This is a genomic window from Plebeiibacterium sediminum (assembly GCF_026013605.1).
Classification (GTDB): Bacteria; Bacteroidota; Bacteroidia; order Bacteroidales; family Marinilabiliaceae; genus Saccharicrinis; species Saccharicrinis sediminus.
The window spans coordinates 21,144-45,021 of the sequence record NZ_JAPDPJ010000001.1 but is presented as its reverse complement, the minus strand read 5'-3'; the positions used below and the strand labels follow the sequence as shown (position 1 = coordinate 45,021).

Genomic DNA, 23,878 nt, shown 5'->3' with positions numbered 1-23,878 from the left:
GTCTTTAGTAATTTACATGTAAGGAATGTCAACGTATTAATTTTAGATAATAAGAGATTAGAAAAAATGTCTAATGTCTATTATCTAAAATCTAATGATCTAGTACAACTAGTTTTATAAAAGCGGACTTAATAATCTGGCAAATGATTCTTTGGCTTTTTGCTTAATAGGGCGTTTTCTCCATTCGGCTAAAATTACTCTTTGGCTATCTGCAAAATCATCCACAAAGGTTTCCTTAACTTCTTTAGCAAAATCTTCATCGTAAATAAATGCTGTTACTTCAAAATTTTGTTCAAAGCTTCTAAAGTCCATATTAGCTGAACCAATCGAGGATACAATATCATCACACACAATAACCTTACTATGAATGAAACCTTTCTGATAAAAGTAAATCTTAACGTCAGAAAGCATTAATTCCTTTAGATAGGACATCGTAGAAAGGTTTGTGATATAAGCATCTGATTTTTCTGGTATTAACACTCTGACATCTACACCACCCATAGCAGCAGTCTTTAAAGCCATCAACATACTTTCATTGGGCATTAAATAAGGTGTAGCCAGATATACATATTTTTTAGCCGTTGTAATAATCTTAAAAAATCCCATCATAATTCCGGGCCAGTCAGTATCCGGACCACTAGGAGTGATTTGCACCAATTTATTGCCAGCCGGTTTTTTATCTGGGAAATATTTACTGTCAGCCAATTCTTTTCGACTCACAAAATACCAGTCCAATGAAAAAATATACTGCAGGCTATTTACAGCATCTCCTTCAACCTTAATGTGTGTATCTCGCCATATTCCATAGGTAGAACCTCCATTAATATATCTGTCAGCTACATTTATGCCACCCAAAAATCCTACGAGTCCATCAATAATAACTATTTTGCGGTGGTTACGATAATTTACCTTACTGGTAAAAATTGGGAATCGTACCTCTAAAAATGAATAGATCTCAATTCCTTTAGAACGTAATTCTTTAAAATAGTTTTTCTTTAATTCCCAGGAACCTACATCATCAACAATCATTCTCACTTTTACACCCTCTTTTGCTTTTTGGATGAGAATATCTTTAATGGTATTTCCAATCTTATCCTGAGAAAAGATATAGTATTGAAGATGTATAAAAGATTTAGCTTTCTGAAGTTCTTCGATCAGACTGTCAAATTTTTCTTTGCCATTATTGAGCAGCGTAACTTTATTACCATAGGTAATTACAGAGTCACTATTATTAAGTTGCAGTTGGATGATGTGTTCCATCTGCTTAATAATATCATCATTTGACCAAATGCTTTCACTTAACGCTTTTGTTTGAGCATGAGCAATATTGCTAATGTAATCATGATTTTTGAGGCCTTTGCGGCTTATGATTTTCTCCTTTCTAAAGTTCTGACCAAAGAAAACATACAGAACAATTCCTAAACCTGGCAATAGCAGTAATACCAGAATCCACGATAAAGACTTTAAAGGATTTCTGTTTTCCATTATCATTACCCCAATTACCATTAGCATGGAAATTAAATGAGCAGATAGTAAAACGGTATATATTATTGATTCAAGATTTTCACTCCACCACATATGGTATGTGTTATTTAGGTTGTTGAACTAAAATTAGAATTAATTTACTACATAGCATCATTATTTCTGTAGAAAAATAATCTGCTGTTGCCAATAGAATCCTGCGAAATTGGTGCAATATCTATTTTAGGAGCTGAAGTTCCTTTCTTAAACCATTTGTCACCAACAAAGCGTCTGGCTTCATCCCAATAATTTGAATAGATATAAAGCTGCAAAATCTCTTTACCACCTTCAATAATAATAGATTGTATGTTTTGCTCGTATAAGTATTCATTAATCTGAGGAACAATATCTTTGTCAAAGGAAATTTTGCAGTAATCTGTGTTTTCTGAGTTTTCCTTATCCACACCTGTGAATACAATAGTTTTTGTGGAATTATCAAGAATATGATGCGTGTTTGGTACTCTGCCTGTTCTGTCAATTAAAATTCGTACAGGATCATTTCCTTCCCACTCTCTTACTGTTAAGGAAGGATTATCTTTAATAGCTGTATTGGTACCCACTAATATGCTTTGTTCCTGTCGGCGCCATTTGTGAACCAATTTCTTAGCTAGTGTATTGGTAATCCATGTAGGTTGCCCGTAATTTTCTTCAGTCCGATCAATGTCAATTAAACCATCTTCTGTTTCAGCCCATTTTAAAATAATATAAGGGCGTTTTTTTTCATGAAAAGTAAAAAAACGTTTGTTTAACTCTCTGCTTTCTTTCTCTAAAACGCCGACAGTAACGTCCACACCTGCATCTTGTAAAATCTTTATGCCTTTGCCTGAAACCTCAGAAAACGTATCGGTGCAACCAATAACAACTTTAGGAATATTCATCTCCTTTATAAGAAGCGAGCAGGGTGGAGTTTTGCCAAAGTGAGCACAGGGCTCAAGGTTTACATAAATTGTCGATTCTTTTAATAATTCTTTATCAACAACTGAATGAATCGCATTTACTTCTGCATGAGGTTCTCCTGCTTTGTGGTGAAATCCTTCGCCTATAATTTTGTCATTGTGTACAATCACCGATCCAACCATAGGGTTTGGATAAGTATTTCCCAGTCCATTTTGAGCTATCTCAAGACAGCGTTGCATATATAATTGATCCTTATTCATAAAGTCAGAATGTTATCAGGAATTTTGATCCTGAGGATTTGTAGTTATAATACCCAATTCATAATGAACGAATCATTGACAGCGTCAGATCTGTTCTTGTATTATAGCGAGGAATTATTGTGCTTTTAAAACACCTTAATTTAGCGCTATGTTCATTAACAAATCGGTATAAAACACAAAAATGGTTATTTTTGCCGCACAACAAAAATAATATGAGCTTTAAAAACATTCGTCAGTTAACCACATTATTTCAATCGGAGCTTAAAGAGATTTATGCTCAGGAAGAAATTCGCAATTTTATAGCCTTAATATTTGACTACAAATTGAGCTATTCAAAAGTAGATTTGCTGATGAAGCAAGAAGATGAGCTAGCTGCTGATATAATTTTGTTTTGTGAAGAAGCGTTGGAGAAGTTGAAAAATCATATTCCCATTCAATATATTTTTGGCGAAACAGAGTTTTATGGCTTAAAATTTAATGTGAATCCGGCTGTGCTCATTCCTCGTCCAGAAACGGAAGAATTGGTGCATTGGATTATTGAGGACTGTAAAACTCCAGATCCCGAAATGCTGGATATCGGAACAGGTAGTGGTTGTATTCCAATTACTTTAAAAAAGAATATTCCTGATGCTAAAGTTAAAGGTTGGGATATTTCAGATGAAGCGTTAACTACAGCAAGGAGTAATGCGGCTTTAAACAACGTTATGGTAGATTTTTGTAAGCAAAATGCCCTTGAATTAAAAGATGTAAATGAAGCTTTTGATATCATAGTCAGCAATCCACCATACGTCCTGGAAAAGGAAAAAGAATTAATGCATGATAATGTATTAAATAATGAGCCACATTTGGCACTGTTTGTTCCGGATAATCAGCCATTACTTTTTTATCATGCTATTGCAGAGTTTGCAAAATCAAATCTAAAACCAAGCGGAAAACTTTATTTTGAAATAAATGAGGCATTCGGAGATGAAACAGTTGAGATGATGGAACAGCTGGGATTTGAAAATATTGTGTTAAAGAAGGATCTGTTTGGAAAAGACCGTATGGTTAGAGGAGAGGTGAATTAAAACTCATTTATTTCTTTTTGTACAACCTTTCTAAGTTCATTAAAGTAGCTTTCAAATTCGCCTTGTAATTCATCGTATTGTTCTGTAAGTACTTTAATAGCACATGTGGTTTTGTCTGGCAACGAACTGTAATTAGCCATTATGCTGAGCGATTTCTCAATTCCCCATAAATGTTGGTAGTTTTCCAGGCGCCTGCTTTTAATTAAAAAAGGAAGGAATCCTTTTACCCGGTTTGGTAAGCTAAAATAATTCTTTAATAAGTAAGCATGTACTTTGTCCACATAATTGTTTAAAGTAATGTCAGAATACTGATTCCATTTCTTGGCTAAATAATGATCATAAATCACGTCAATAACAACTGATGCATATCTGTTATAACAAGGTTTAAATCGTGCAGTGCTTTGTTTTACAATAGGGTGTGAGTCGGTATAGGCATCTATTTTTCGGTGTAAAATAATTCCCTTTTGTATTTCGGGTGAGTAGGATTCGTATTTTTTACCTTTTACATAGTCACCTATAAAATTGCCAATCATCAATTGGTTAATTCCTTGCGACAAGTATAGGTGTGCTAAAAAATTCATTTCTAAAGTTATTAATACGCCCGTAAATTATAATAATTTCAGCTATCTTTAAAACATAAATCTTAACTCAAAAATTAAATTAACCTAAGAAAATTCTTAAAGTGTGAAAATTTAAGCTTTGATTTTTATGTTTGTATTTGATAAGAATTAGTTGATTTTCACAGGGTTTAATCCACAATGTTGTGGAATAATTACTCGAAGAATTGTAAGCAAATATTAAACTTATGAAGAACGTAGTAATTTTAGGAGCAGCAGGTAGAGACTTCCATAATTTCAATGTTTATTTTAAAAATAATTTCGATTATAAAGTGGTTGCCTTCACTGCCACTCAAATACCAGATATAGAAGGACGTAATTATCCGATTCAATTAACCGGAAAGCATTATCCATATGGTATTCCTATTTTGCCCGAAGAGGATTTAACTTATATCATCAAAAAATATAATGTTGATGAGTGTGTTTTTTCATACAGTGATACTTCTTATCAAAAACTAATGAGTCTGGCATCAATCGTTCAGGCTGCCGGAGCTGATTTTAAATTGCTGAGTCCCGAACATACCATGCTTAAAAGTTTAAAGCCGGTAATTGCCGTTTGCGCTACCCGCACAGGTTGTGGAAAAAGCCAGACATCACGTAAGGTCATTGAATATTTAATGGAGAAGGGTAAGAAAGTTGTGGCAATCCGACATCCGATGCCTTATGGCGATTTGCGTCAGCAGATTGTTCAGCGATTTTCAAGCCTATCAGATTTGACGCTGCATAAGTGTACCATTGAAGAAATGGAAGAGTATGAACCACATATTATGAGAGGAAATGTAATATATTCAGGAGTTGATTATCATGATATATTACGAGAGGCTGAAGACGATGAAAAAGGTTGTGACTTCATAGTGTGGGATGGTGGGAATAACGATATGCCCTTTTATAATCCCGATTTAATGATAACACTTGCCGATCCGCATCGAGTGGGACATGAGAGTAGTTATTATCCAAGTGAAATAAATATCCGGAAATCAGATGTAGTTATTATCAATAAAATTGACAGTGCAAATGGTTCTGATGTTATGGAACTTAGAAAGAATATTCAAACCTTGAATCCTAATGCGGTTGTTGTTGATGCGGTTTCTCCAATAAGAGTTGATAATCCAGAGGTAATTAAAGGTAAAAAAGTATTGGTGGTAGAGGATGGTCCTACACTAACGCATGGTGAAATGAAATTTGGAGCAGCCTATTTAGCAGCTCAAAAATATGGAGCCGCAGAAATCATCGATCCGCGTGAATATGCAGTAGGAAGTATTAAAGCAGCTTTTGAAAAGTATCCGCATATTACCAATGTGCTGCCTGCAATAGGTTATGGAGCGCAGCAAATAAAAGATCTGGAACAGACCATTAATAATATTCCATGTGATTCAATAATCATCGGAACACCAATTGACTTATCACGAGTGATAAATCTTTATAAATCTTTTACAAGGGTTCATTATGATTTGCAGGAAATAGGTAAGCCTGACTTACAGCAAATTCTTGATAAATTTTTAGAAGAACATTAATTAAATACACGCCCATCTCAATCGTTTTGATTTGGGCGTTACCCTCCTTGCTGCTCCATATTTCAAAGCGAAAGTGATAAGCTCGGGTCAGGCTATCCGCTTTTACTCCTCGTTATTTATTTACAATAGAAACACTTTGTATAATTAATAACAACCATATTCAAGGGAATTATTTATATAACTGCGGGGTAATCGCTACTATCCTTAACGCAAAAAAGCCACACTCCAAAAAAAGAATGTGGCTTTAATATTTTAATAGCTATAATTAATACTAGCTAGCTTTTAATCTTGCTAAACTCTCTTTATCAATTTTAGATTTAGCATACTCAAGAGTAATAACCAATTCCTTGTCTTCTTTTGATGGAGCTTCAAACATCATATCCATCATAATAGTTTCACAAATTGATCTTAATCCACGAGCACCTAATTTAAACTCAACCGCTTTATCAACAATGTAGTTTAATACATCATCAGTAAATGTTAGTTTAATATCATCAATACCAAAAAGCTTTTCGTATTGTTTGATGATTGAGTTTTTAGGTTCTTCTAAAATTCGTCTTAGAATTTCCTTATCCAATGGATTTAAATATGTCAGAACAGGTAAACGTCCAATGATCTCAGGTATTAAACCAAATGATTTTAAATCCTGAGGTGCAACATATTGTAATAAGTTCTTTTGGTCAATTTTATCTTTTGCTTTGCTGGCAGTATAACCAACAACTTTAGTATTTAATCGTTGACCAATTTTTCTTTCAATACCATCAAATGCACCACCGCAAACAAATAAAATGTTCTTAGTATCTACAGGAATCATTTTTTGTTCAGGGTGTTTTCTACCTCCTTGTGGTGGAACGTTTACAATTGATCCCTCCAGAAGTTTTAATAAACCTTGCTGAACGCCTTCTCCTGATACATCTCTGGTAATGCTAGGATTGTCGCTTTTACGAGCTATTTTATCAATCTCATCAATAAAAACAATACCTTTTTCAGCAGCTTCTACATTGTAGTCGGCAGCTTGCAACAGTCTTGTTAATATACTCTCAATATCTTCACCTACGTAACCAGCCTCTGTTAAAACTGTAGCATCAACAATAGTAAAAGGAACATGAAGCATTCTGGCAATTGTTCTTGCTAAAAGTGTTTTTCCGGTTCCTGTTTCTCCCACAAGAATAATGTTTGATTTTTCAATTTCAACATCATCAGAGGTGTTACTTTGTTGTAATCTCTTGTAGTGGTTATATACTGCTACTGAAAGAAATCTTTTAGCTTCATCTTGTCCAATTACATATTGGTCCAGAAACAATTTGATTTCCTTTGGTTTTAATAAAGTAATTTCATCAACATTGAATCCACCTTTTTTCTTGAACTCTTCTTCTAAAATGCCATGAGCTTGTTCAATACAGCTATCGCAAATGTGTCCAGAAACCCCAGCAATTAATAAATTGGTGTCTTTCCTTTCCCTACCACAAAATGAACACTTATCCATAAAACAATTGTTGAATGTATATAACAATAATGCAGAATACCTCTTTTTTAAGAAGTATTCTGCATTAATTTATATCAAATTAATTTTATTTTTCTCTTACCAAGACTTCGTCTATCATACCATATTCTTTAGCTTCAATAGCTGTCATCCAGTAGTCACGGTCAGAATCTTTTTCAACCTTTTTATAGGTGTTTCCTGAGTGATCTGCAATAATGGTATAAAGTTCTTTCTTCAATTTTTGAATTTCTCTTGCTGTAATTTCAATATCACTAGCTTGTCCTTGAGCTCCACCCATTGGTTGGTGAATCATAACTCTGGAATGCGTAAGTGCTGAACGTTTACCTTTAGTTCCTGCTGTTAATAAAACTGCAGCCATTGAAGCAGCCATACCTGTACAAATAGTAGCTACATCAGAAGAAATATATTGCATGGTATCGTAAATACCTAAACCTGCATATACTGAACCTCCAGGAGAATTAAAATAAATTGAAATATCTTTTTGAGGATCTGCTGATTCAAGATACAACAATTGTGCTTGAATAATATTCGCAACAGTATCATCAATTGGTAATCCTAAGAAAATAATACGATCCATCATTAATCTTGAAAATACATCCATTGAAGCTACGTTCAATTGGCGTTCTTCAATAATTGTTGGCGAAATGTATCCGCTTGAGATGGAAGTATATTTATCTAGAGCAAGGCTATTAATGCCAATATGCTTTGTTGCATACTTTTGAAAATCTTTTGGATCTATCATGACTATAATTTTTTACTTTCTTATGAAAAGCTAAATTAAAAAAAATAACCTTGCACTAAATAATTAGCTTAGTTTTTTTCAAATAGTTTATTGAATTCCTCTCTGCTAATTTCTTTTTCTTCAATTTTAACAGCCTCTTTGATGAATTCTAAAGCTTTTTCCTGAGCAGCTGTTTCTGCCATGTTTCTTCTTTGCTCTTGTTGGTTCATCATATCCTTAGCATAGTTTTCTAAGTGCTCTTCAGGAATATTTGTTAAACCATATTGCATAAATTGCATTTTAGCCGACTTTTTCGCTACTTCTAATACATCAGCTTCTTCAATCTTAATTTCGTTAACTTTAAGAATTTCATTCTTAATTAACTGCCATTTAAGATCTTCGATGTATTTAGGCATATCGTTTTCAAGAGACTCAGCAGTAATTTGCTCGTTATCTTGGTTTGTTGTTAAAATCCAACGCTTTAAGAATGCTTCTGGAAGATCAAAACTAACTTTGTTGATTAACTTATCTTTTGCATCAATAGAAAATTTGTAATCACTCTCGAATGCTAAAGTTTTTTGAAGATCTTCTTTAACTTGAGCTACAAATTCTTCTTCGTTGCTAGCTTTACCTTCACCTAATACCTGATCAAATAATTCTTGATTTAATTCAGCAGGAACATAATTTGTGATTTCTTTAACTGTAAATTGAAAGTCACCATCAATTTGTTCTGCTTCTTCAGCAGATACTTTTAACATATATGATGTTTGGGTAGCATCAGTAAATGTGTTTTTAGGATTTAAAGTAACAATTGCATCAGATTTAATTCCAATTAAAGATGCTTTAGCTTCTTCTTTGATAGATCTAGGAGAAAGAACTACGTTTTCAACTTTAATTCCATCTTCTAAAACGTTACCATCCTGATCAAGTTGCACAAAATCACCTTTGATCATTGACTCTTCACCAGCTTCCTCTGCAGTTTCAGTAGTTGCAAAACGACCTGTAGCTTGTTTTACTTGTTGGTCAAGCATCTCGTCAGAAACTTCAATGGTGTAGTATGGTAATTTTTCTCTTTTTGAAAGTTTTACTTCAAATTCCGGAGCAATAGCAATGTCAAAATTAAAAGAAAAGCTATCCATAGTGTCGAAATCAATTGTTTCTTGATTTTCACTTGGAAGAGGTTCCCCTAAAATGTTAAGCTTGCTTTCTGCCAGGTATTTTGAAATTTCTTCAGAAACAATTCTATTTACTTCGTCAGCTAACACGTGTTTGCCGTACATTTTTTTAATCATTCCGAATGGCACTTTTCCAGGGCGGAAACCAGGCATATTTGCTTTTTTACGGTAATCCTTTAAAACCGTATCAACGCGTGTTTCATAATCATCTTTCTCAACAGTAAGTTTTATTACTGCGTTTAAATCATCAATGTTTTCTTTTGAGATGTTCATCTGATAAAATTGTTAGTGAACTTTCAAGTGCTTGAAAGCCTGACGTTAAATTATTGTACCAAGATTTCTAAAAATCAATCTTAAACCTGCTAAACTTAAAAAAACCGCCAAACTGCCGATTTAGATCGTAAGTAAGACGGTTTTTCATATCTTTTTCTTTGTGCGGATGAAGGGACTCGAACCCCCACGCCTCTCGGCACTAGATCCTAAGTCTAGCGCGGCTACCAATTACGCCACATCCGCGTTATTTTTTTGCGATGCAAAGATAACTCATTTTAATTTTAAATTGCAAATTAATTTTGAAATATTTTTTAAAAAAAATGCAAGCATCACTTTATCAAGGGTTTATGTTGAAGGTTCTTCTTTTGAGTTCAAAGTCATTTCCTAAATACAATCGTCTAACCTCAGAATCTTCTGCTAATTCTTCAGCTGTTCCTGCTTTTAAAATGTTGCCTTCAAATAATAAATATGCCCTGTCTGTTATCGAAAGAGTTTCGTGAACATTGTGGTCAGTAATTAAAATTCCAATGTTTTTGTATTTTAATTTGGCTACTATTTCCTGTATGTCTTGTACTGCAATTGGGTCTACACCGGCAAATGGTTCATCAAGTAAAATAAACTTCGGATTTATAGCTAATGCTCGTGCAATCTCACATCGCCTTCTTTCACCTCCCGAAAGCTGAATTCCTAAACTCTTTCTGATATGGCCTAAACTAAATTCCTCAATAAGCTCTTCGAGTCTTTGCTTTTGATATTCTTTAGAAAATTTTGTCATTTCAAGAACCGCTTTGATGTTGTCTTCAATGCTTAATTTTCTAAAAACTGAAGCTTCTTGAGCTAAATAGCCAATTCCTCTCTGTGCTCTTTTATAAACAGGTTCATTGGTTATCACCTGATCGTTGAGGTATATTTCACCTGAATTAGGGGTAACCAAACCTACTGTCATATAAAAGGTTGTTGTTTTTCCAGCTCCATTAGGACCAAGTAATCCCACAATCTCTCCCTGTTCCACTTTTACGGAAACTCCTTTTACTACAGTTCTGTTTTTATATTTTTTAATCAGGTTATCTGTATGTAATACTAGATTATTTTCAGACATGTTATATATGTTAATATCCTTGTGTTTTTCTTCTTTTTCTCTCGATGTTTGCTGCTATGATGATACCTCCTTCGTATAAAAATATTAAGGGTACGCACACTAATATTTGGCTGATTACATCCGGAGGAGTGATAATTGCTGCTAGCAATAAGCTGGCCACAATAGCATGGCGTCTGTATTTTTTTAACGATGTAGTTGAAATTAATCCTACTTTCGCCAGAAAAAAGATTAAAATCGGCAATTCAAAAATGATACCGCCTGCCAAAACAATAGAGCTTACTGTTGATATGTACGATCCTAAATTCAAAATATTCTCTACCTTTTCACTTACATGATAATTAGCTAAGAAATGAATAGAAAGGGGACATATGATGTAGTAGGCAAATAAAACTCCAATAGAAAATAAAATTGAAGTGAAAAATATAGCACCTCTTGAGTGTTTAATTTCATCCTGGTATAATGCTGGTTTTATAAACCGCCAAAATTCCCAGAAAATGTATGGAAAAGCAACAATCAGACCTGCTATAAATGCAATTTTTAGGTGAGTAGTAAATTGCCCGGCCATTAAAATATTCTGAAATAATATTTTGTCTTGGTTAATGCAAAGTGCCGGCATATCCAGCTTGGTTGCGAGAGAACAAAGAATAGAGTTGGTGAAAAAATCAGGGGAGCTTGGTCCAAAGATGATTACATCAAATAAGATTTCTTTATTAACAAATGCTACAATGGCAACCACTGCAACTGAAATAAATGAACGTACAATATGCCATCGGAGTTCTTCCAGATGTTCTAAGAATGTCATTTCTTCGTTAGCCATGAAATCAATCTTTTCTATTTATATTTCTGCTCTTTAAATATTGAATAAAACTCGTTATGGTACAACAAGTATAATCTTTGCGAAGATAGTATAGTAAATCCAATATGCCAATTATTGATTTTGACAGATTATTTAGCTAAATTCATTTTTGCTATTTTGTTGAGAATTTATTTTTTGAAATTATAGATGATCCATTGCTGTATCTGGCCTGTGTAGAATTATTATATGGAAATAATTGATAAGTGGTCATTTTTTTAAGGTAAAAGCGTGTTTTTATTTGAATAAAAATTATTTTTGTTTGAAGTGATTGTTTGGGAAAATGAAACTTTTACCTCAATGGGTGTTTTAACTTACTGAGGATAATTATATTGATATGGGAAAAAAGGTAGATCTTGTCGCTCATCTAAAAAAACATTTTGGATTTGATACATTTAAAGGGAATCAAGAAGAGGTTATCCAAAATATTTTAAAGGGAAACGATACTTTTGTTTTAATGCCTACGGGTGGTGGTAAATCCTTATGTTATCAGTTACCTGCTTTAATCTTACCGGGAACAGCAATTATTATATCTCCATTAATAGCCTTGATGAAAAATCAGGTTGATGCCATGAGAGGTTTTAGCGAAGATGATGGAATTGCTCACTTTTTAAATTCTTCATTAACAAAGGCTGCTATAACCAAGGTTAAGGAAGATATGCTTTCAGGAAAAACGAAATTGTTGTATGTTGCTCCGGAATCTCTTACTAAGGAGGAAAATATAGAATTTTTAAAACAGGTTGAAATTTCATTTTATGCTGTTGATGAGGCTCACTGTATCTCTGAGTGGGGACATGATTTCCGTCCTGAATATCGACGCATCAGACCAATTATTGAAGAAATTGGAGAGAAACCATTAATTGCATTGACGGCAACAGCAACGCCTAAGGTTCAGAGTGATATACAGAAAAGTTTGGGAATGAGTAAGTCGATGGTGTTTAAATCATCATTTAATCGTCCAAACTTGTATTATGAGGTGCGTGCTAAAAAACATGCCACCAAGCAAATTATTAAAATCCTAAAAGAGAATGTAGGTAAGTCGGCAATTATTTACTGTTTGAGTAGAAAAAAAGTTGAGGAATTAGCCGAAAATCTTGTTGTTAATGGTATAAATGCCCGGGCTTATCATGCCGGTATGGATGCTTCAACACGTGCGGGTAATCAGGATGCCTTTTTGATGGAGGAAACAGATGTAATTGTTGCTACAATAGCATTTGGTATGGGTATAGATAAGCCTGATGTGCGGATTGTGATACATTATGATATTCCTAAAAGTTTAGAAGGATATTATCAGGAAACTGGCCGTGCCGGAAGAGATGGCGGAGAAGGAAAATGTATTACTTTTTATAGCTATAAGGATATTCAGAAGCTGGAGAAGTTTATGCAAGGCAAGCCAATTGCAGAACAGGAAATAGGAAAACAACTTCTGTTAGAAACAGTATCCTATGCTGAATCTTCAATTTGTAGAAGAAAAATTCTGCTTCATTATTTCGGTGAAAAGTATACTGAAGAAAATTGTGATACATGTGATAACTGTTGTCATCCTAAGGAGCAGAGTGAAGGTAAAGATAATGTGGCTCTTATGATTAAAACAATCCTTGCTTTAAAAGAAAGATTTAAAGCGGATTATATAGTGCCATTTCTTGCTGGTAATAGTAATTCAGCTATTAAATCATACAAGCATCATGAGCATGAACTTTTTGGTGAAGGAAAAGAAAAGGAAGAAAAATACTGGAATGCTGTAATAAGACAGTTGTTAGTAGCTGGATTCCTGATAAAAGAAATAGAAAATTATGGTATTCTTAAAGTAAGTGAGGCAGGCAGGGCTTTCCTTGAAAAACCTGTTTCGTTTATGATTACTCAGGAGCATGATTTTGAAATGGATGATGTGGAAGAAAAATCAGCAGGAGGAACAGCTGCTGTTGATCCGCAGTTATTTAATATGCTTAAAGATTTAAGAAAAAGGATATCGAAAAGGAAAAATTTACCTCCGTTTGTTATTTTTCAGGATCCATCACTAGAAGCAATGGCTATTCATTATCCTATCAGTATTGAGGAGTTAATGAATATACCAGGGGTAGGATCAGGGAAGGCCAATCGATTCGGAAAAGAATTTGTGGAGTTGATTAAATCTCATGTGGAAGAAAATGAGATTGATAGGCCGATAGATATGGTTGTTAAGTCTGTGGCAAATAAATCTAAAAATAAAATTGCCATTATCCAGAGTATTGATAGAAAAGTACCTTTAGATGATATTGCTGAATCCAGAGGTTTGGAAATGGGCGAACTTTTATCTGAGATTGAATCAATTGTGTACTCGGGAACCAGAGTTAATATAGATTATTATATTGATCAGGTTATGGATGAAGATCATCGTGATGATATTTTTTATTATTATAAGGAAGATGCCGAAACAGATGATATTGGAAGTGCTTTGGATGAGTTGGGAGAGGATGAGTATTCTGAGGAGAATGTGAGGTTGGTTCGGATTAAATTTTTGTCTGAAGTAGGAAATTAAGTAAGTTATATTTTTACTTGTAACTGAATTTTGAAATTGGTTTTGGTATTGCCTTTAATAGTTTGCAATCCGGAACCAATTTCTTTTTTGTTGCTATACCATGTTTGTGCCGCTTTAAACCATAAGGTTATGTATTTATTTGCTTTCCATTGGGTTAATAAGTAAGTTCTTGAACCTTTATCCTGAAAAGAGGGAACGCTAAAGTTATACAGTAAGTCGTTCTCGTAGGTGTAAATCCTTGAATCGTAATTCTCAATATCGAATATTCCATACCTAAAACTACATGAGAATTTTTTGTTGTTTAAGTGGTAGTTTAGGTTTGCAAAGGCTAACGTTCCATCTGATTTTTGATTCAAAGTATTGTAAAATGATTTTTCTACCCTGCATTGAAGAGTCCAGTTTTGACTGGCTTCAAATTGAATGTTGGCTCTGATCTTTTTAAGATTATACTTTTCTATTGTATAGGTTGTTGTTTCATTGGAAATATTTCTGTCTTTTTCTTTCTCCTTGTAAAGTATGTATATGTTTGAGTTCTGGGCAAGTTGGTATTGAGCTTTAAAGGATAACTCATATCCATCGGATGGTTTATTTGTATTATACTTTAGCCATCGGAATTTAAACATATCTATATAGCTTTGAATTTCAAGGTTTTTTAGGGGTAAAGCCTTAATGCCAAAGTATGCGCCAGATTCACCATTGGGATTACTGCTTTCTGTGATAGAGTTTATCCATGGAGAATTATAGTGCATAGAAATGTTTCTGTATAAAATAGATGTTGATATGTTAGAAGTAGGTCGTAATAGTATTCCATTTATAAACGCTAAGTTTCCAGTGGAATTGCAGGCTAATTCTCCAAAAACAATAAAATTTTTGTGGCCATAATTATAGGCAAGCCAAGAGTTGTTAGTTTGATTGGAAGGAGGATTGAGTTGTTTGTATAATTCGTTCGATTCAATCGAGTCAATATCTGTTTTTTGATAATAGGTTCCTGCTGATAATGATAGGTTTCGATATTGATATGATATGTTCGCCCCAAGAGTTTCTTGTAATAATGTATTTTTAATAGCTAACTCGTTTAGGGTTCTGTGATATCCTGTTGTTGGAAGTGAGGTGGCTGTTTTTTTAAAGGATAAACTGTCGTATATAGTATTCGCATCAATGTGTTTTGATGATAGAAATGTGGTTATTGTTAGAGATTTCCAATCAAGAGAAGAGGCTATTCCTCGCAGAAAATTTACTTCACTTGCAGAAGTGTTTCTTTTTATTCCATTGTTTCTTTTTCGAATTAGAAAAATGTCTCCAGCTTTTCCCATGTTTGTGCCTGTTGATATAGCCAAACCTTGACCAAAAGTGGCGTGGTAATCTCCAATGATAATATGATTTATTGTTTTGTTACTCTTATATTCTGCAAAGCCAGAAAGAAACTCAGGTTTGTTATTTTGATCAAAGAATTTTTCGCCAGGATCTTTGTCATAAACAAAACCACATGATATATTGCTGCCGTACTCAAATAGTGTTTTAGTATAAACATGGTGATGATTCCCCAGATATCCTGAGCTGTCATTAATTTGGTATCCCTTGGGTTTTTCATATTCAAAAACATCTCTTATTAATGTTTTTGCTTTTAAGTAACTTTTAGTTTTAGTCATGGAGGGTTCTCCGTAAGTAACAAATAGAGATAGTGTTTCAATTAATTCCGGACTAAAGTTATTTATGGCTTGTAATTGATATTTACTGGATATAGGAGAATAGTTTTTTATAAACTTTAATAATTCCTGAATCTGAAAATCAGAAAGAAATAAAAGTCGTTCAAGAAATTCTTTATCCAGAGTATTGATATTTATGGGATGCTCGGATAGTTCAATCAAATCATTAAAACTTTGATCATTCTGTTCTGGTGAAATACCATTCTCTGCCAGATATTCAATAATTTGTGAGGTGATGTTGTTATTGTTTATTACGTTTTGAGCATTAAGCTGAATTGAATAGAACAGGATGGATGTAAGGATAAATTTTTTCATTGTTTGGTTTTGATTGTGTATGATACTCCTATTCCTGAAGAAAGACCTAATACCATATGGTTAGCCAGTGATGAGTCAATTGTAAAGTTATTTATAGTGATACCTAATCCCATCGTGTAGCTAATTGGTTTACCATATATTCCTGCCCTTGTTCTAATGGTTTTATTTATTTTGTATTCCAATCCAAATCTTGTTATTGTTGAATATGAAATCTGATGAGAGATTTCACTCGAGATTGCAAATTGGTCTGTTGCATTCCATCTAAAGCCTAAATTGAAGTACGAGTCAATGGTTTCTGTTTCTTGAGCTATTTTAATTTTTGATTTTTCTGGATTTAGGGTGAAGAAACCAATGTTTAAATGGGGATGAGGTGAAAATATAAATCCAAAGGAGGAGAATAATTGTGATCCGTTTCCGGATTCTGGTATTTGATTGTGTTGTAGGTTGAGTTGAAAACTGATACTGAATTTTTCAGAAAAAGGTTTGGCATACCCAAGTGTAAAAAAAGATTCGTTGTAGTATTTATATCCATACCTGCTTATGATAGAATGAAATACACCAAGTTTAGTAGGGGAAATCAGTGAAATATTTTGGGAACTTATTTCTTTGGTAAAATAAGGCATGTGATAATTGGCGGAAACGGAAGAATTGGTAATGTAAGCCGATCCGGAGGGATTGGAGTGTATACTTGAGTATCCTTTTTCTGCAACTCCGGTTCCCCCCTGTGCTAAAGATTTATTAGATAAAAGAATAGGATTTTGAGTGTGACAATGAAAATGCAAGGCTAATAGAATAGCTAATAAAGCCAATTTGGGCAAAGTTTGAGTTAGGTTCATGGTTCTTAGTATTGTAAAAAAAAAAGGTGAACCCTGAGACTGATCTCTAAGTTCACCTTAAATTTAAAAATAATTCGCTAATATTTTAACAATAAATGAAATTATTCTATTTAATCTAATGAATTAATTGGTTTTAAATTCATATTTAATTTCACTTAGATCTTTGTTTGCCTTTTCGATTTTAGCTTTTAAATTTTCCTTAAATTCGGCTACTCTTGAAGCGAGTTCTTTATCACCCAAGGCTAGCATTTGTGCGGCAAGGATACCTGCATTTTGAGCCCCGTTGATACCTACTGTTGCAACAGGGATTCCCGGAGGCATTTGAACAATTGCTAATAAAGCATCCAAACCATCTAAAGATGCTTTAATTGGTACACCAATGATTGGTAGTTTAGTCATTGAAGCAATAACACCAGGAAGGTGCGCTGCCATTCCTGCAGCTGCAATAATAACTTTTATGCCTTTTTCCTCTGCTCCTTTTGCGAATTTCTCAACAGCCTCAGGTGTTCTGTGTGCTGAAAGTGCATTGATTTCAAACGGGATTTTTAAATCATTTAGCACCTGAGCCGCTTTTTCCATAACAGGCAAATCAGATGTACTGCCCATAATAATACTAACTACTGCTTGCATAGTATAATTTATATAAGTAAATAAAATGTTTAAACTAACGCAAAATTAACAAGTTATGAATGGAAAAGGTTTTAATGATTGTATTTTTTTGTACTTTTGCGCCACATAAATAAAATTTTACCCAATTAATGAAACGTATAAAGCTATTAGACAGGGAGTTCGAGTTGTCAATTCCTTTTGAGAAGATAGATAATGCAATTGCAGGAATAGCAGACCGAATGAATGAGGAGTTGGTAGATAAAGATCCTTTAATGATTTGTGTATTGAATGGTTCTTTTATGTTCGCTGCTGATTTAATGAAAAAACTAAATTTTCCATGTGAAATTAGTTTTGTAAAGCTTTCTTCTTATGAAGGTACTTCTTCTACAGGAAAAGTAAAAGAGTTGATTGGTTTAAACGAGAATATCGAAGGTAGATGTGTAGTTATTCTGGAAGATATAATTGATACAGGTTTTACCATTGAAAAAATTAAAAATCAATTGTTAGGATATCAACCTTCAGAGGTGAAAATCGCAACTATGCTATTTAAACCAGAGGCTTGTAAAGTGGATATTGATATTGATTATGCGGGTATGGAAATTCCTAATGATTTTATCGTGGGATATGGTCTGGATTATGATGGACATGGCCGTAATTTAGCAGATATATATACAGTTGTTGAATAATATAAACTATAACCGAAATGTTGAACGTAGTAATTTTTGGTCCTCCAGGGTCCGGTAAAGGTACCCAAAGTGAAAACATTATTGAAAAATACAATTTAGCACACATCTCTACCGGAGATCTGTTAAGAGCAGAAATTAGCGGTCATACTCAACTTGGTACAATTGCTAAAAGTTTTATTGACAAAGGAGAGTTGGTGCCTGATGAAACAATCATTGGGATGATTGATAACAAAATTGAATCATTAGTTGGTTCAAAAGGTGTTATTTTTGATGGTTTTCCAAGAACAGTGGAGCAGGCAAAAGCTCTTGAGGAGTTATTAGCTGAATATAAAACAAAGGTTAGTGTAATGATTAATCTTGAGGTTCCTAAAGATGAGTTAGTTGAAAGATTGCTTGAGCGAGGAAAAGTTTCAGGAAGATCTGATGATAACTTAGAAACTATTGAAAAAAGAATTAACGTATATGAATCTCAAACTAAACCTGTAATTGATTTCTATAAAAAGAAAAGAGTATATAAGTCAATTAAAGGTGTAGGAAGTATTGAAGAAATCTTTGGTTCTATTTCTGAAGTTCTTGATTCTGTACAATAAGGATATTAATATTTACATGAGCCGCGGGAGTTTTTGTGCTTTCCGTGGCTTGTTTTTTTAAGTGTATTGGTTATGGCAAGTAGTAATTTTGTTGATTATGTAAAAATATTCTGTCGCTCAGGTAAAGGTGGGGCAGGTTCTGCACATATGCGAAGAGAGAAATTTGTTCCTAAAGGAGGACCAGATGGTGGTGATGGAGGTAGAGGTGGTCACGTAATTATTAAAGGTAGCCGTAATCACTGGACTTTATTACACTTAAAATTTCAGCGACATATTTTTGCAGGGCATGGAATGTCAGGTGGAGCACAGGGTAGTTTTGGTTCACAAGGAGAAGATAAAACGATTTTCGTTCCTCTTGGTACAATTGCAAAAAATGCAGAAACAGGTGAAGTGATCTGTGAAATAACTGAGGAAGGACAAGAGTTTGTTTTAGCACCAGGAGGGAAAGGTGGTAGAGGAAATATGCATTTTAAAACTTCTACAAATCAAACTCCACGATATGCTCAGCCAGGATTAGAGGGTATTGAAGTAGCAGTTATCCTTGAGTTAAAAGTATTGGCAGATGTTGGATTAGTTGGATTTCCTAATGCAGGTAAGTCAACATTGTTATCAGTTGTTTCTGCAGCAAAACCAGAAATTGCTGATTACCCGTTTACAACTTTGGTTCCAAATCTTGGTATTGTGAATTATCGTGATTATAAGTCCTTTGTAATGGCTGATATTCCTGGTATTATAGAGGGAGCAAGTGATGGAAAAGGGTTAGGATTGAGGTTTTTACGTCATATTGAGCGAAATTCAATTCTTTTATTTTTAGTTCCTGCAGATGCGGATGATATTGCCAAAGAATATCAGATTCTGCTTAATGAATTAAAAATGTATAATCCTGAACTTCTTGATAAACAACGATTGTTGGCTATTTCAAAATGTGATTTACTGGATGACGAGCTGATTGCTGAAATAAAACATCAATTACCTGAAATTCCATATACTTTTATATCTTCGGTTGCCAATTTAGGTATTACAGAATTAAAAGATATGATATGGAAAGCACTGGACGAATCGAACAAGGATATGATAGATTAGTTCAAGAATATACTTTATTAGAGGAAAAATACGATACTAGCAGTCGACAAGTATCGCGTAAAATAATTCAATCAGGTTGGATTAGGGTATTGTGTTTTTTCCTGCTTTTTGCCTTACCAATATACCTTTATGATTATTCTGTTGTTGCTGCAATAGTATTATTTATAGCAGCAGTATTCTGCTTTGTCTTACTGATAAAGCAGTTTAATTTTTACAAAAAAAGAAGAGCCGAATTTTTAGAGCTGAAGACTTTAAATCAGAATGAAATTTCGGCACAAAAAGGAACTTGGGATTGTTTTTCAAATGGAGAAAAATTCATTGATCCTCTGCATAATTACTCTCACGATTTAGATCTGTTTGGAACAGGTTCATTCTTTCAATATATTAACAGAACGACTACAATTGTTGGAGAAAGAAAGTTGGCTGAAAAGTTATCTTTTATTTCTTCGGATATTGAATCAATTCGCCTTGTGCAAAGTGTAATGAAAGAACTGTCTCAATTAACTGAGTTCCGACAGTTATTTTATGCAAAAGGAAGGGCTTTAAAGGAAAAAGAAGAATACATATCTAAAATTGACCAGTTAAAAGATTACAGACCATGGTTATTGAAAAAATCTTATTTATTTAAATGCGTAATTAAGGTATTACCAATACTATTTGTTACATCACTTTTATTTACATTTTTTGGTTTTGCCCCAGTTGTTCCTGTCGTTATTTTTCTTTTTAACTTAACATTCGTTGGTTCTGCATTTCGTAAAATTAATAAAGTAAACCTGCAATTTTCATCGCTTTCCTCCATACTTCAGAATTATGCAGTTTTAACTAATTTAATTGTTAGTCAAGAGTTTAAATCGACAGGATTAAAGCAGTTTAAAGCTGAGCTGTACGAAGGAAAAGCAAATGCAGCTGTAGCTATCGATAAATTAGGTACCTACATGAATCATTTCGATCAAAGAAATGGATTACTTGGAGGCGTAATTTTAAACGGAATGTTGTTGTGGGATTATATGTATGTTTTAAAAATTGAAAAGTGGCTAAATGATCATAAGCAGCATCTTTTTAATTGGCTAAATGTGGTTCATGAAATAGATGCTTGTAATAGTCTTGCAGGTTATGTTCATAATCATCCCGATTTTGTTTTTCCAGAATTAAGTGAAGTTAGTGTTTTTGATGTTGAGAATTTGGGTCATCCTTTAATCGATAGAAAAGAAAGAGTTTGTAATGACTTTAATTATAATGAATCCATTTTTACTTTAATAACCGGGGCTAATATGTCTGGGAAAAGTACTTTTTTACGAAGCGTAGGATTAAATCTTGTGCTTGGAAATTGTGGTGTGGTAGTTTGTGCAAGTAAAATGAAATATATGCCAATGGAGTTGGTAACAAATATGCGAACTACCGATTCATTAATGAAGCACGAATCGTACTTTTTTGCTGAGCTTAAAAGATTAAAATATATCATTGATAAGTTAAAGGAGGGAAATCAGGTATTTATAATTCTTGATGAGATTTTGAAGGGAACTAACTCAAAAGATAAAACATATGGAAGTATGGAGTTAATCCGAAATTTATTAAATCATCATGCTTATGGGATGATCGCAACTCATGATTTAGAGTTGGAAATTCTAGAAAAAGAGTCTTCCTCAAAAATTGTGAATTATTGCTTTGAGGTAAAAAACCAATCCGGACAATTACTCTTTGATTATAAATTATATAAAGGAGTAACGCAGAACCACAATGCCTCTTTTTTGATGAAAAAAATGGGTATTATACCAATTGAATAATATTTTCTAATTTTTTGTAAAAAAAAGCCGTAAACACTATGTTTTAAGGATTTTTTTAATTTTTTTTATACCTGACTTTTAACTAATCTCAAATCCGAATTAAAACTTTTCGTTTAAAGAGATTATTTGTTGAAATATTATAATTATTGGTTCACAAATTTGCAATAAGCGGATTCAATTACTTGAATCCGTTTTTTTTATCCCTTTCCTGATAATTTTTTACTGTGCTTAAAAAAGTTTTGAACAGCTAATGTGCTTATCTTAAGACAAAGATTGAAGTTAAGAAGCTCTTATTGCTACCTGTTGAAAAAAGAATTACCAAAAAAATCTCGATTTAATTATATTTGAAAGAATTTTATTTACAGTCTTTCCATACTTAACAAAACAACTTATAAACATATATAGTTATGTCGCAACAGTATTCTGAAGATGCCATTAGAACCCTAGACTGGAAGGAACATATTAGGAAACGACCGGGAATGTACATTGGTAAGTTGGGCGATGGTTCATATTCCGATGATGGTATTTATGTGTTACTTAAGGAAGTAATGGATAACTCCATTGATGAATACATGATGGGGTTTGGTAAAAAGATAGAGGTTACAGTGCAGGAAGGAAAAGTTACAATTCGTGACTTTGGTAGAGGAATCCCTTTGGGTAAAGTCATTGATGTGGCTTCAAAAATGAATACGGGAGCAAAGTATGATTCCAAAGTATTTAAAAAATCTGTAGGACTGAATGGGGTAGGGATTAAGGCTGTTAATGCTTTATCAAAGGAGTTTACTGTAGTTGCTTATCGTGATGGAGAATGTAAAAAAGTTGATTTCTCACAAGGAAATGTAATACAGGAGTATGATGTTGAGTCAACAACAGAGGAGAATGGAACATTTGTTTCGTTTCAACCAGATGGTGAAATTTTTGAAAAGTATGTCTATCGAGATGAGTATATCGAACCTCTATTAAAGAATTATACCTATCTGAATGCCGGATTGGCAATTATTTATAATGGAAAAACATATAAATCAAAGAATGGTCTGCTTGATTTATTAAATGACAATATGACTTCTCCCGGAGTTTATCCTTTGATTCATTTAAAGGCTGAAGATTTTGAAGTGGCCCTGACGCATGGTAATCAGTATGGAGAGGAATACTATACCTTTGTAAACGGACAGCATACCACTCAGGGAGGAACCCATCAGATTGCTTTTAGAGAGGCTTTGGTGAAAACGGTTCGTGAATTTTATAATAAGAATTTTGATGTTTCGGATATCAGAACTGGTATTATTGCGGCTATTAGTATTAAAATTGAAGAGCCTGTATTTGAATCTCAGACTAAAACAAAGTTGGGGTCAAAAGATATGGGACCGAATGGACCTTCTGTAAGAAACTATGTTGTAGATTTTGTTAAGAAAGAATTGGATAATTTCTTACACAGAAATACTGAAGTTGCTGAACTTCTGATGAGAAAAATTCTGGAATCGGAAAAAGAAAGAAAAGCCATTTCAGGAATTCAAAAGCTGGCAAAAGAAAGAGCCAAAAAGGTTAGTTTGCACAATAAAAAGTTAAGAGACTGCAGAGTGCATTATAATACCAATAATGAAGAAGCCCCGCATTCATCGATCTTTATTACAGAGGGTGATTCTGCCAGTGGATCTATAACAAAAGCCAGAAGCGTTAACACGCAAGCTGTTTTTAGTTTAAAAGGTAAGCCACTAAATTCATATGGACTAACCAGAAAGGTGGTTTATGAAAATGAAGAATTTAACCTTTTGCAGGCAGCCCTTAATATTGAAGAGGGAATGGAAACACTGAGATATAATCATGTGATTATAGCAACAGATGCCGATGTGGATGGTATGCATATCAGGTTGTTGTTAATAACCTTCTTTTTACAGTTTTTTCCGGAATTAGTAAAAAATGGACATTTATATATTTTGCAAACTCCATTGTTCAGGGTGCGAAATAAAAAGAAAACAATCTATTGTTATTCTGATGAGGAAAAGGCAAAAGCCATTAAGCAATTAGGAGCAAATCCTGAAATTACACGATTTAAAGGTTTAGGGGAGATTAGTCCTGATGAGTTTAAACACTTTATTGGTAAGGATATCAGGTTGGAACCTGTAAGAATGAAAAAGGAAGATGCTGTACAGCAATTACTCTCATTTTATATGGGTAAAAATACTCCCGACCGACAAACTTTTATTATAGACAACCTTGTTGTAGAAGAAGATCCGGCATAATATAAACAAT

General features: G+C 33.6%; 19 protein-coding genes and 1 tRNA gene. 8 read left to right on the top strand and 12 right to left on the bottom strand.

The genetic code is table 11. The features are described 5' to 3' along the window. Window positions 1-114: 114 nt before the first annotated feature. Together cls and ribD are read right to left on the bottom strand one after the other, a co-directional pair. Entirely contained in the window at window positions 115-1,578 is a 1,464-nt protein-coding gene (gene cls / locus OM075_RS00190) for a cardiolipin synthase (RefSeq protein WP_301188429.1), read from the bottom strand. Window positions 1,579-1,625: 47 nt separating this feature from the next. Then, window positions 1,626-2,678, bottom strand: a complete 1,053-nt coding sequence (ribD, locus tag OM075_RS00185; RefSeq protein ID WP_301188428.1) for a bifunctional diaminohydroxyphosphoribosylaminopyrimidine deaminase/5-amino-6-(5-phosphoribosylamino)uracil reductase RibD — start codon at window positions 2,676-2,678, stop codon at window positions 1,626-1,628. 212 nt (window positions 2,679-2,890) lie between these two features. Here ribD and prmC point away from each other — a divergent pair, with 212 nt between their 5' ends. Further along, complete coding sequence (prmC, locus tag OM075_RS00180) at window positions 2,891-3,745, top strand: peptide chain release factor N(5)-glutamine methyltransferase (RefSeq protein ID WP_301188427.1); 855 nt, start codon at window positions 2,891-2,893, stop codon at window positions 3,743-3,745. On the opposite strand, the gene OM075_RS00175 is transcribed toward prmC, so the two are convergent. Then, window positions 3,742-4,326, bottom strand: a complete 585-nt coding sequence (locus OM075_RS00175) for an acyl carrier protein phosphodiesterase (RefSeq protein WP_301188426.1) — start codon at window positions 4,324-4,326, stop codon at window positions 3,742-3,744. The two genes, prmC and OM075_RS00175, sit on opposite strands and share 4 nt — an antisense overlap. Window positions 4,327-4,550: 224 nt before the next feature. Here OM075_RS00175 and OM075_RS00170 point away from each other — a divergent pair, with 224 nt between their 5' ends. Further along, on the top strand, window positions 4,551-5,876 hold the full coding sequence (locus tag OM075_RS00170) for a cyclic 2,3-diphosphoglycerate synthase (protein WP_301188425.1): 1,326 nt from the start codon (window positions 4,551-4,553) through the stop codon (window positions 5,874-5,876). 271 nt (window positions 5,877-6,147) lie between these two features. Here OM075_RS00170 and clpX read toward each other — a convergent pair whose 3' ends face one another. The 6 genes from clpX to tatC form a co-directional block, all read right to left on the bottom strand. Then, the gene (clpX, locus tag OM075_RS00165; RefSeq protein ID WP_301188424.1) at window positions 6,148-7,362 is read right to left on the bottom strand and encodes an ATP-dependent Clp protease ATP-binding subunit ClpX; all 1,215 of its coding nucleotides are present in this window, start codon (window positions 7,360-7,362) and stop codon (window positions 6,148-6,150) included. An 85-nt stretch (window positions 7,363-7,447) separates the two neighbouring features. Then, entirely contained in the window at window positions 7,448-8,122 is a 675-nt protein-coding gene (gene clpP / locus OM075_RS00160; RefSeq protein ID WP_301188423.1) for an ATP-dependent Clp endopeptidase proteolytic subunit ClpP, read from the bottom strand. 68 nt (window positions 8,123-8,190) lie between these two features. After that, window positions 8,191-9,549, bottom strand: coding sequence for a trigger factor (gene tig / locus OM075_RS00155; RefSeq protein WP_301188422.1), 1,359 nt, complete (start codon window positions 9,547-9,549; stop codon window positions 8,191-8,193). Window positions 9,550-9,710: 161 nt separating this feature from the next. Continuing rightward, window positions 9,711-9,792: transfer RNA gene (locus tag OM075_RS00150), tRNA-Leu, on the bottom strand. A 94-nt stretch (window positions 9,793-9,886) separates the two neighbouring features. Next, entirely contained in the window at window positions 9,887-10,648 is a 762-nt protein-coding gene (gene lptB / locus OM075_RS00145) for an LPS export ABC transporter ATP-binding protein (RefSeq protein WP_301188421.1), read from the bottom strand. A 10-nt stretch (window positions 10,649-10,658) separates the two neighbouring features. Then, window positions 10,659-11,465, bottom strand: a complete 807-nt coding sequence (tatC, locus tag OM075_RS00140) for a twin-arginine translocase subunit TatC (RefSeq protein WP_301188420.1) — start codon at window positions 11,463-11,465, stop codon at window positions 10,659-10,661. 373 nt (window positions 11,466-11,838) lie between these two features. On the opposite strand from tatC, the gene recQ reads away from it, so the two are divergent. Further along, window positions 11,839-14,019 carry a DNA helicase RecQ gene (gene recQ, locus OM075_RS00135; RefSeq protein ID WP_301188419.1) on the top strand — a complete coding sequence of 727 codons (2,181 nt, stop codon included), beginning with the start codon at window positions 11,839-11,841 and terminating at the stop codon, window positions 14,017-14,019. A gap of 5 nt (window positions 14,020-14,024) precedes the next feature. On the opposite strand, the gene OM075_RS00130 is transcribed toward recQ, so the two are convergent. The 3 genes from OM075_RS00130 to purE all read right to left on the bottom strand — a co-directional run bounded on the left by OM075_RS00130 (window position 14,025) and on the right by purE (window position 17,506). Next, on the bottom strand, window positions 14,025-16,040 hold the full coding sequence (locus OM075_RS00130) for a ComEA family DNA-binding protein (RefSeq protein ID WP_301188418.1): 2,016 nt from the start codon (window positions 16,038-16,040) through the stop codon (window positions 14,025-14,027). After that, window positions 16,037-16,876 carry a PorV/PorQ family protein gene (locus OM075_RS00125; protein ID WP_301188417.1) on the bottom strand — a complete coding sequence of 280 codons (840 nt, stop codon included), beginning with the start codon at window positions 16,874-16,876 and terminating at the stop codon, window positions 16,037-16,039. The genes OM075_RS00130 and OM075_RS00125 overlap by 4 nt, the downstream gene beginning before the upstream one ends. A 123-nt stretch (window positions 16,877-16,999) precedes the next feature. Further along, window positions 17,000-17,506 (bottom strand): 5-(carboxyamino)imidazole ribonucleotide mutase, encoded by a 507-nt coding sequence (gene purE / locus OM075_RS00120; protein WP_301188416.1) that lies wholly within the window; start codon window positions 17,504-17,506, stop codon window positions 17,000-17,002. A 128-nt stretch (window positions 17,507-17,634) separates the two neighbouring features. On the opposite strand from purE, the gene hpt reads away from it, so the two are divergent. The 5 genes from hpt to OM075_RS00095 all read left to right on the top strand — a co-directional run bounded on the left by hpt (window position 17,635) and on the right by OM075_RS00095 (window position 23,868). Further along, window positions 17,635-18,171 carry a hypoxanthine phosphoribosyltransferase gene (gene hpt, locus OM075_RS00115; RefSeq protein ID WP_301188415.1) on the top strand — a complete coding sequence of 179 codons (537 nt, stop codon included), beginning with the start codon at window positions 17,635-17,637 and terminating at the stop codon, window positions 18,169-18,171. A gap of 17 nt (window positions 18,172-18,188) precedes the next feature. Next, on the top strand, window positions 18,189-18,761 hold the full coding sequence (locus tag OM075_RS00110) for an adenylate kinase (RefSeq protein ID WP_301188414.1): 573 nt from the start codon (window positions 18,189-18,191) through the stop codon (window positions 18,759-18,761). Between the two features lie 72 nt (window positions 18,762-18,833). Then, complete coding sequence (gene obgE, locus OM075_RS00105; RefSeq protein ID WP_301188413.1) at window positions 18,834-19,844, top strand: GTPase ObgE; 1,011 nt, start codon at window positions 18,834-18,836, stop codon at window positions 19,842-19,844. Next, window positions 19,802-21,628 (top strand): MutS-related protein, encoded by a 1,827-nt coding sequence (locus tag OM075_RS00100; RefSeq protein WP_301188412.1) that lies wholly within the window; start codon window positions 19,802-19,804, stop codon window positions 21,626-21,628. Before obgE ends, OM075_RS00100 begins: the two co-directional genes overlap by 43 nt. A 407-nt stretch (window positions 21,629-22,035) precedes the next feature. Beyond that, entirely contained in the window at window positions 22,036-23,868 is a 1,833-nt protein-coding gene (locus OM075_RS00095; protein WP_301188411.1) for a DNA topoisomerase IV subunit B, read from the top strand. Window positions 23,869-23,878 lie beyond the last annotated feature (10 nt).

Coding starts and splice junctions, on each gene's coding strand:
- cls (WP_301188429.1), bottom strand. CDS start 1,578: ATGTGGTGGAGTGAAAATCTTGAATCAATAATATATACCGTTTTACTA.
- ribD (WP_301188428.1), bottom strand. CDS start 2,678: ATGAATAAGGATCAATTATATATGCAACGCTGTCTTGAGATAGCTCAA.
- prmC (WP_301188427.1), top strand. CDS start 2,891: ATGAGCTTTAAAAACATTCGTCAGTTAACCACATTATTTCAATCGGAG.
- OM075_RS00175 (WP_301188426.1), bottom strand. CDS start 4,326: ATGAATTTTTTAGCACACCTATACTTGTCGCAAGGAATTAACCAATTG.
- OM075_RS00170 (WP_301188425.1), top strand. CDS start 4,551: ATGAAGAACGTAGTAATTTTAGGAGCAGCAGGTAGAGACTTCCATAAT.
- clpX (WP_301188424.1), bottom strand. CDS start 7,362: ATGGATAAGTGTTCATTTTGTGGTAGGGAAAGGAAAGACACCAATTTA.
- clpP (WP_301188423.1), bottom strand. CDS start 8,122: ATGATAGATCCAAAAGATTTTCAAAAGTATGCAACAAAGCATATTGGC.
- tig (WP_301188422.1), bottom strand. CDS start 9,549: ATGAACATCTCAAAAGAAAACATTGATGATTTAAACGCAGTAATAAAA.
- lptB (WP_301188421.1), bottom strand. CDS start 10,648: ATGTCTGAAAATAATCTAGTATTACATACAGATAACCTGATTAAAAAA.
- tatC (WP_301188420.1), bottom strand. CDS start 11,465: ATGGCTAACGAAGAAATGACATTCTTAGAACATCTGGAAGAACTCCGA.
- recQ (WP_301188419.1), top strand. CDS start 11,839: ATGGGAAAAAAGGTAGATCTTGTCGCTCATCTAAAAAAACATTTTGGA.
- OM075_RS00130 (WP_301188418.1), bottom strand. CDS start 16,040: ATGAAAAAATTTATCCTTACATCCATCCTGTTCTATTCAATTCAGCTT.
- OM075_RS00125 (WP_301188417.1), bottom strand. CDS start 16,876: ATGAACCTAACTCAAACTTTGCCCAAATTGGCTTTATTAGCTATTCTA.
- purE (WP_301188416.1), bottom strand. CDS start 17,506: ATGCAAGCAGTAGTTAGTATTATTATGGGCAGTACATCTGATTTGCCT.
- hpt (WP_301188415.1), top strand. CDS start 17,635: ATGAAACGTATAAAGCTATTAGACAGGGAGTTCGAGTTGTCAATTCCT.
- OM075_RS00110 (WP_301188414.1), top strand. CDS start 18,189: ATGTTGAACGTAGTAATTTTTGGTCCTCCAGGGTCCGGTAAAGGTACC.
- obgE (WP_301188413.1), top strand. CDS start 18,834: ATGGCAAGTAGTAATTTTGTTGATTATGTAAAAATATTCTGTCGCTCA.
- OM075_RS00100 (WP_301188412.1), top strand. CDS start 19,802: ATGGAAAGCACTGGACGAATCGAACAAGGATATGATAGATTAGTTCAA.
- OM075_RS00095 (WP_301188411.1), top strand. CDS start 22,036: ATGTCGCAACAGTATTCTGAAGATGCCATTAGAACCCTAGACTGGAAG.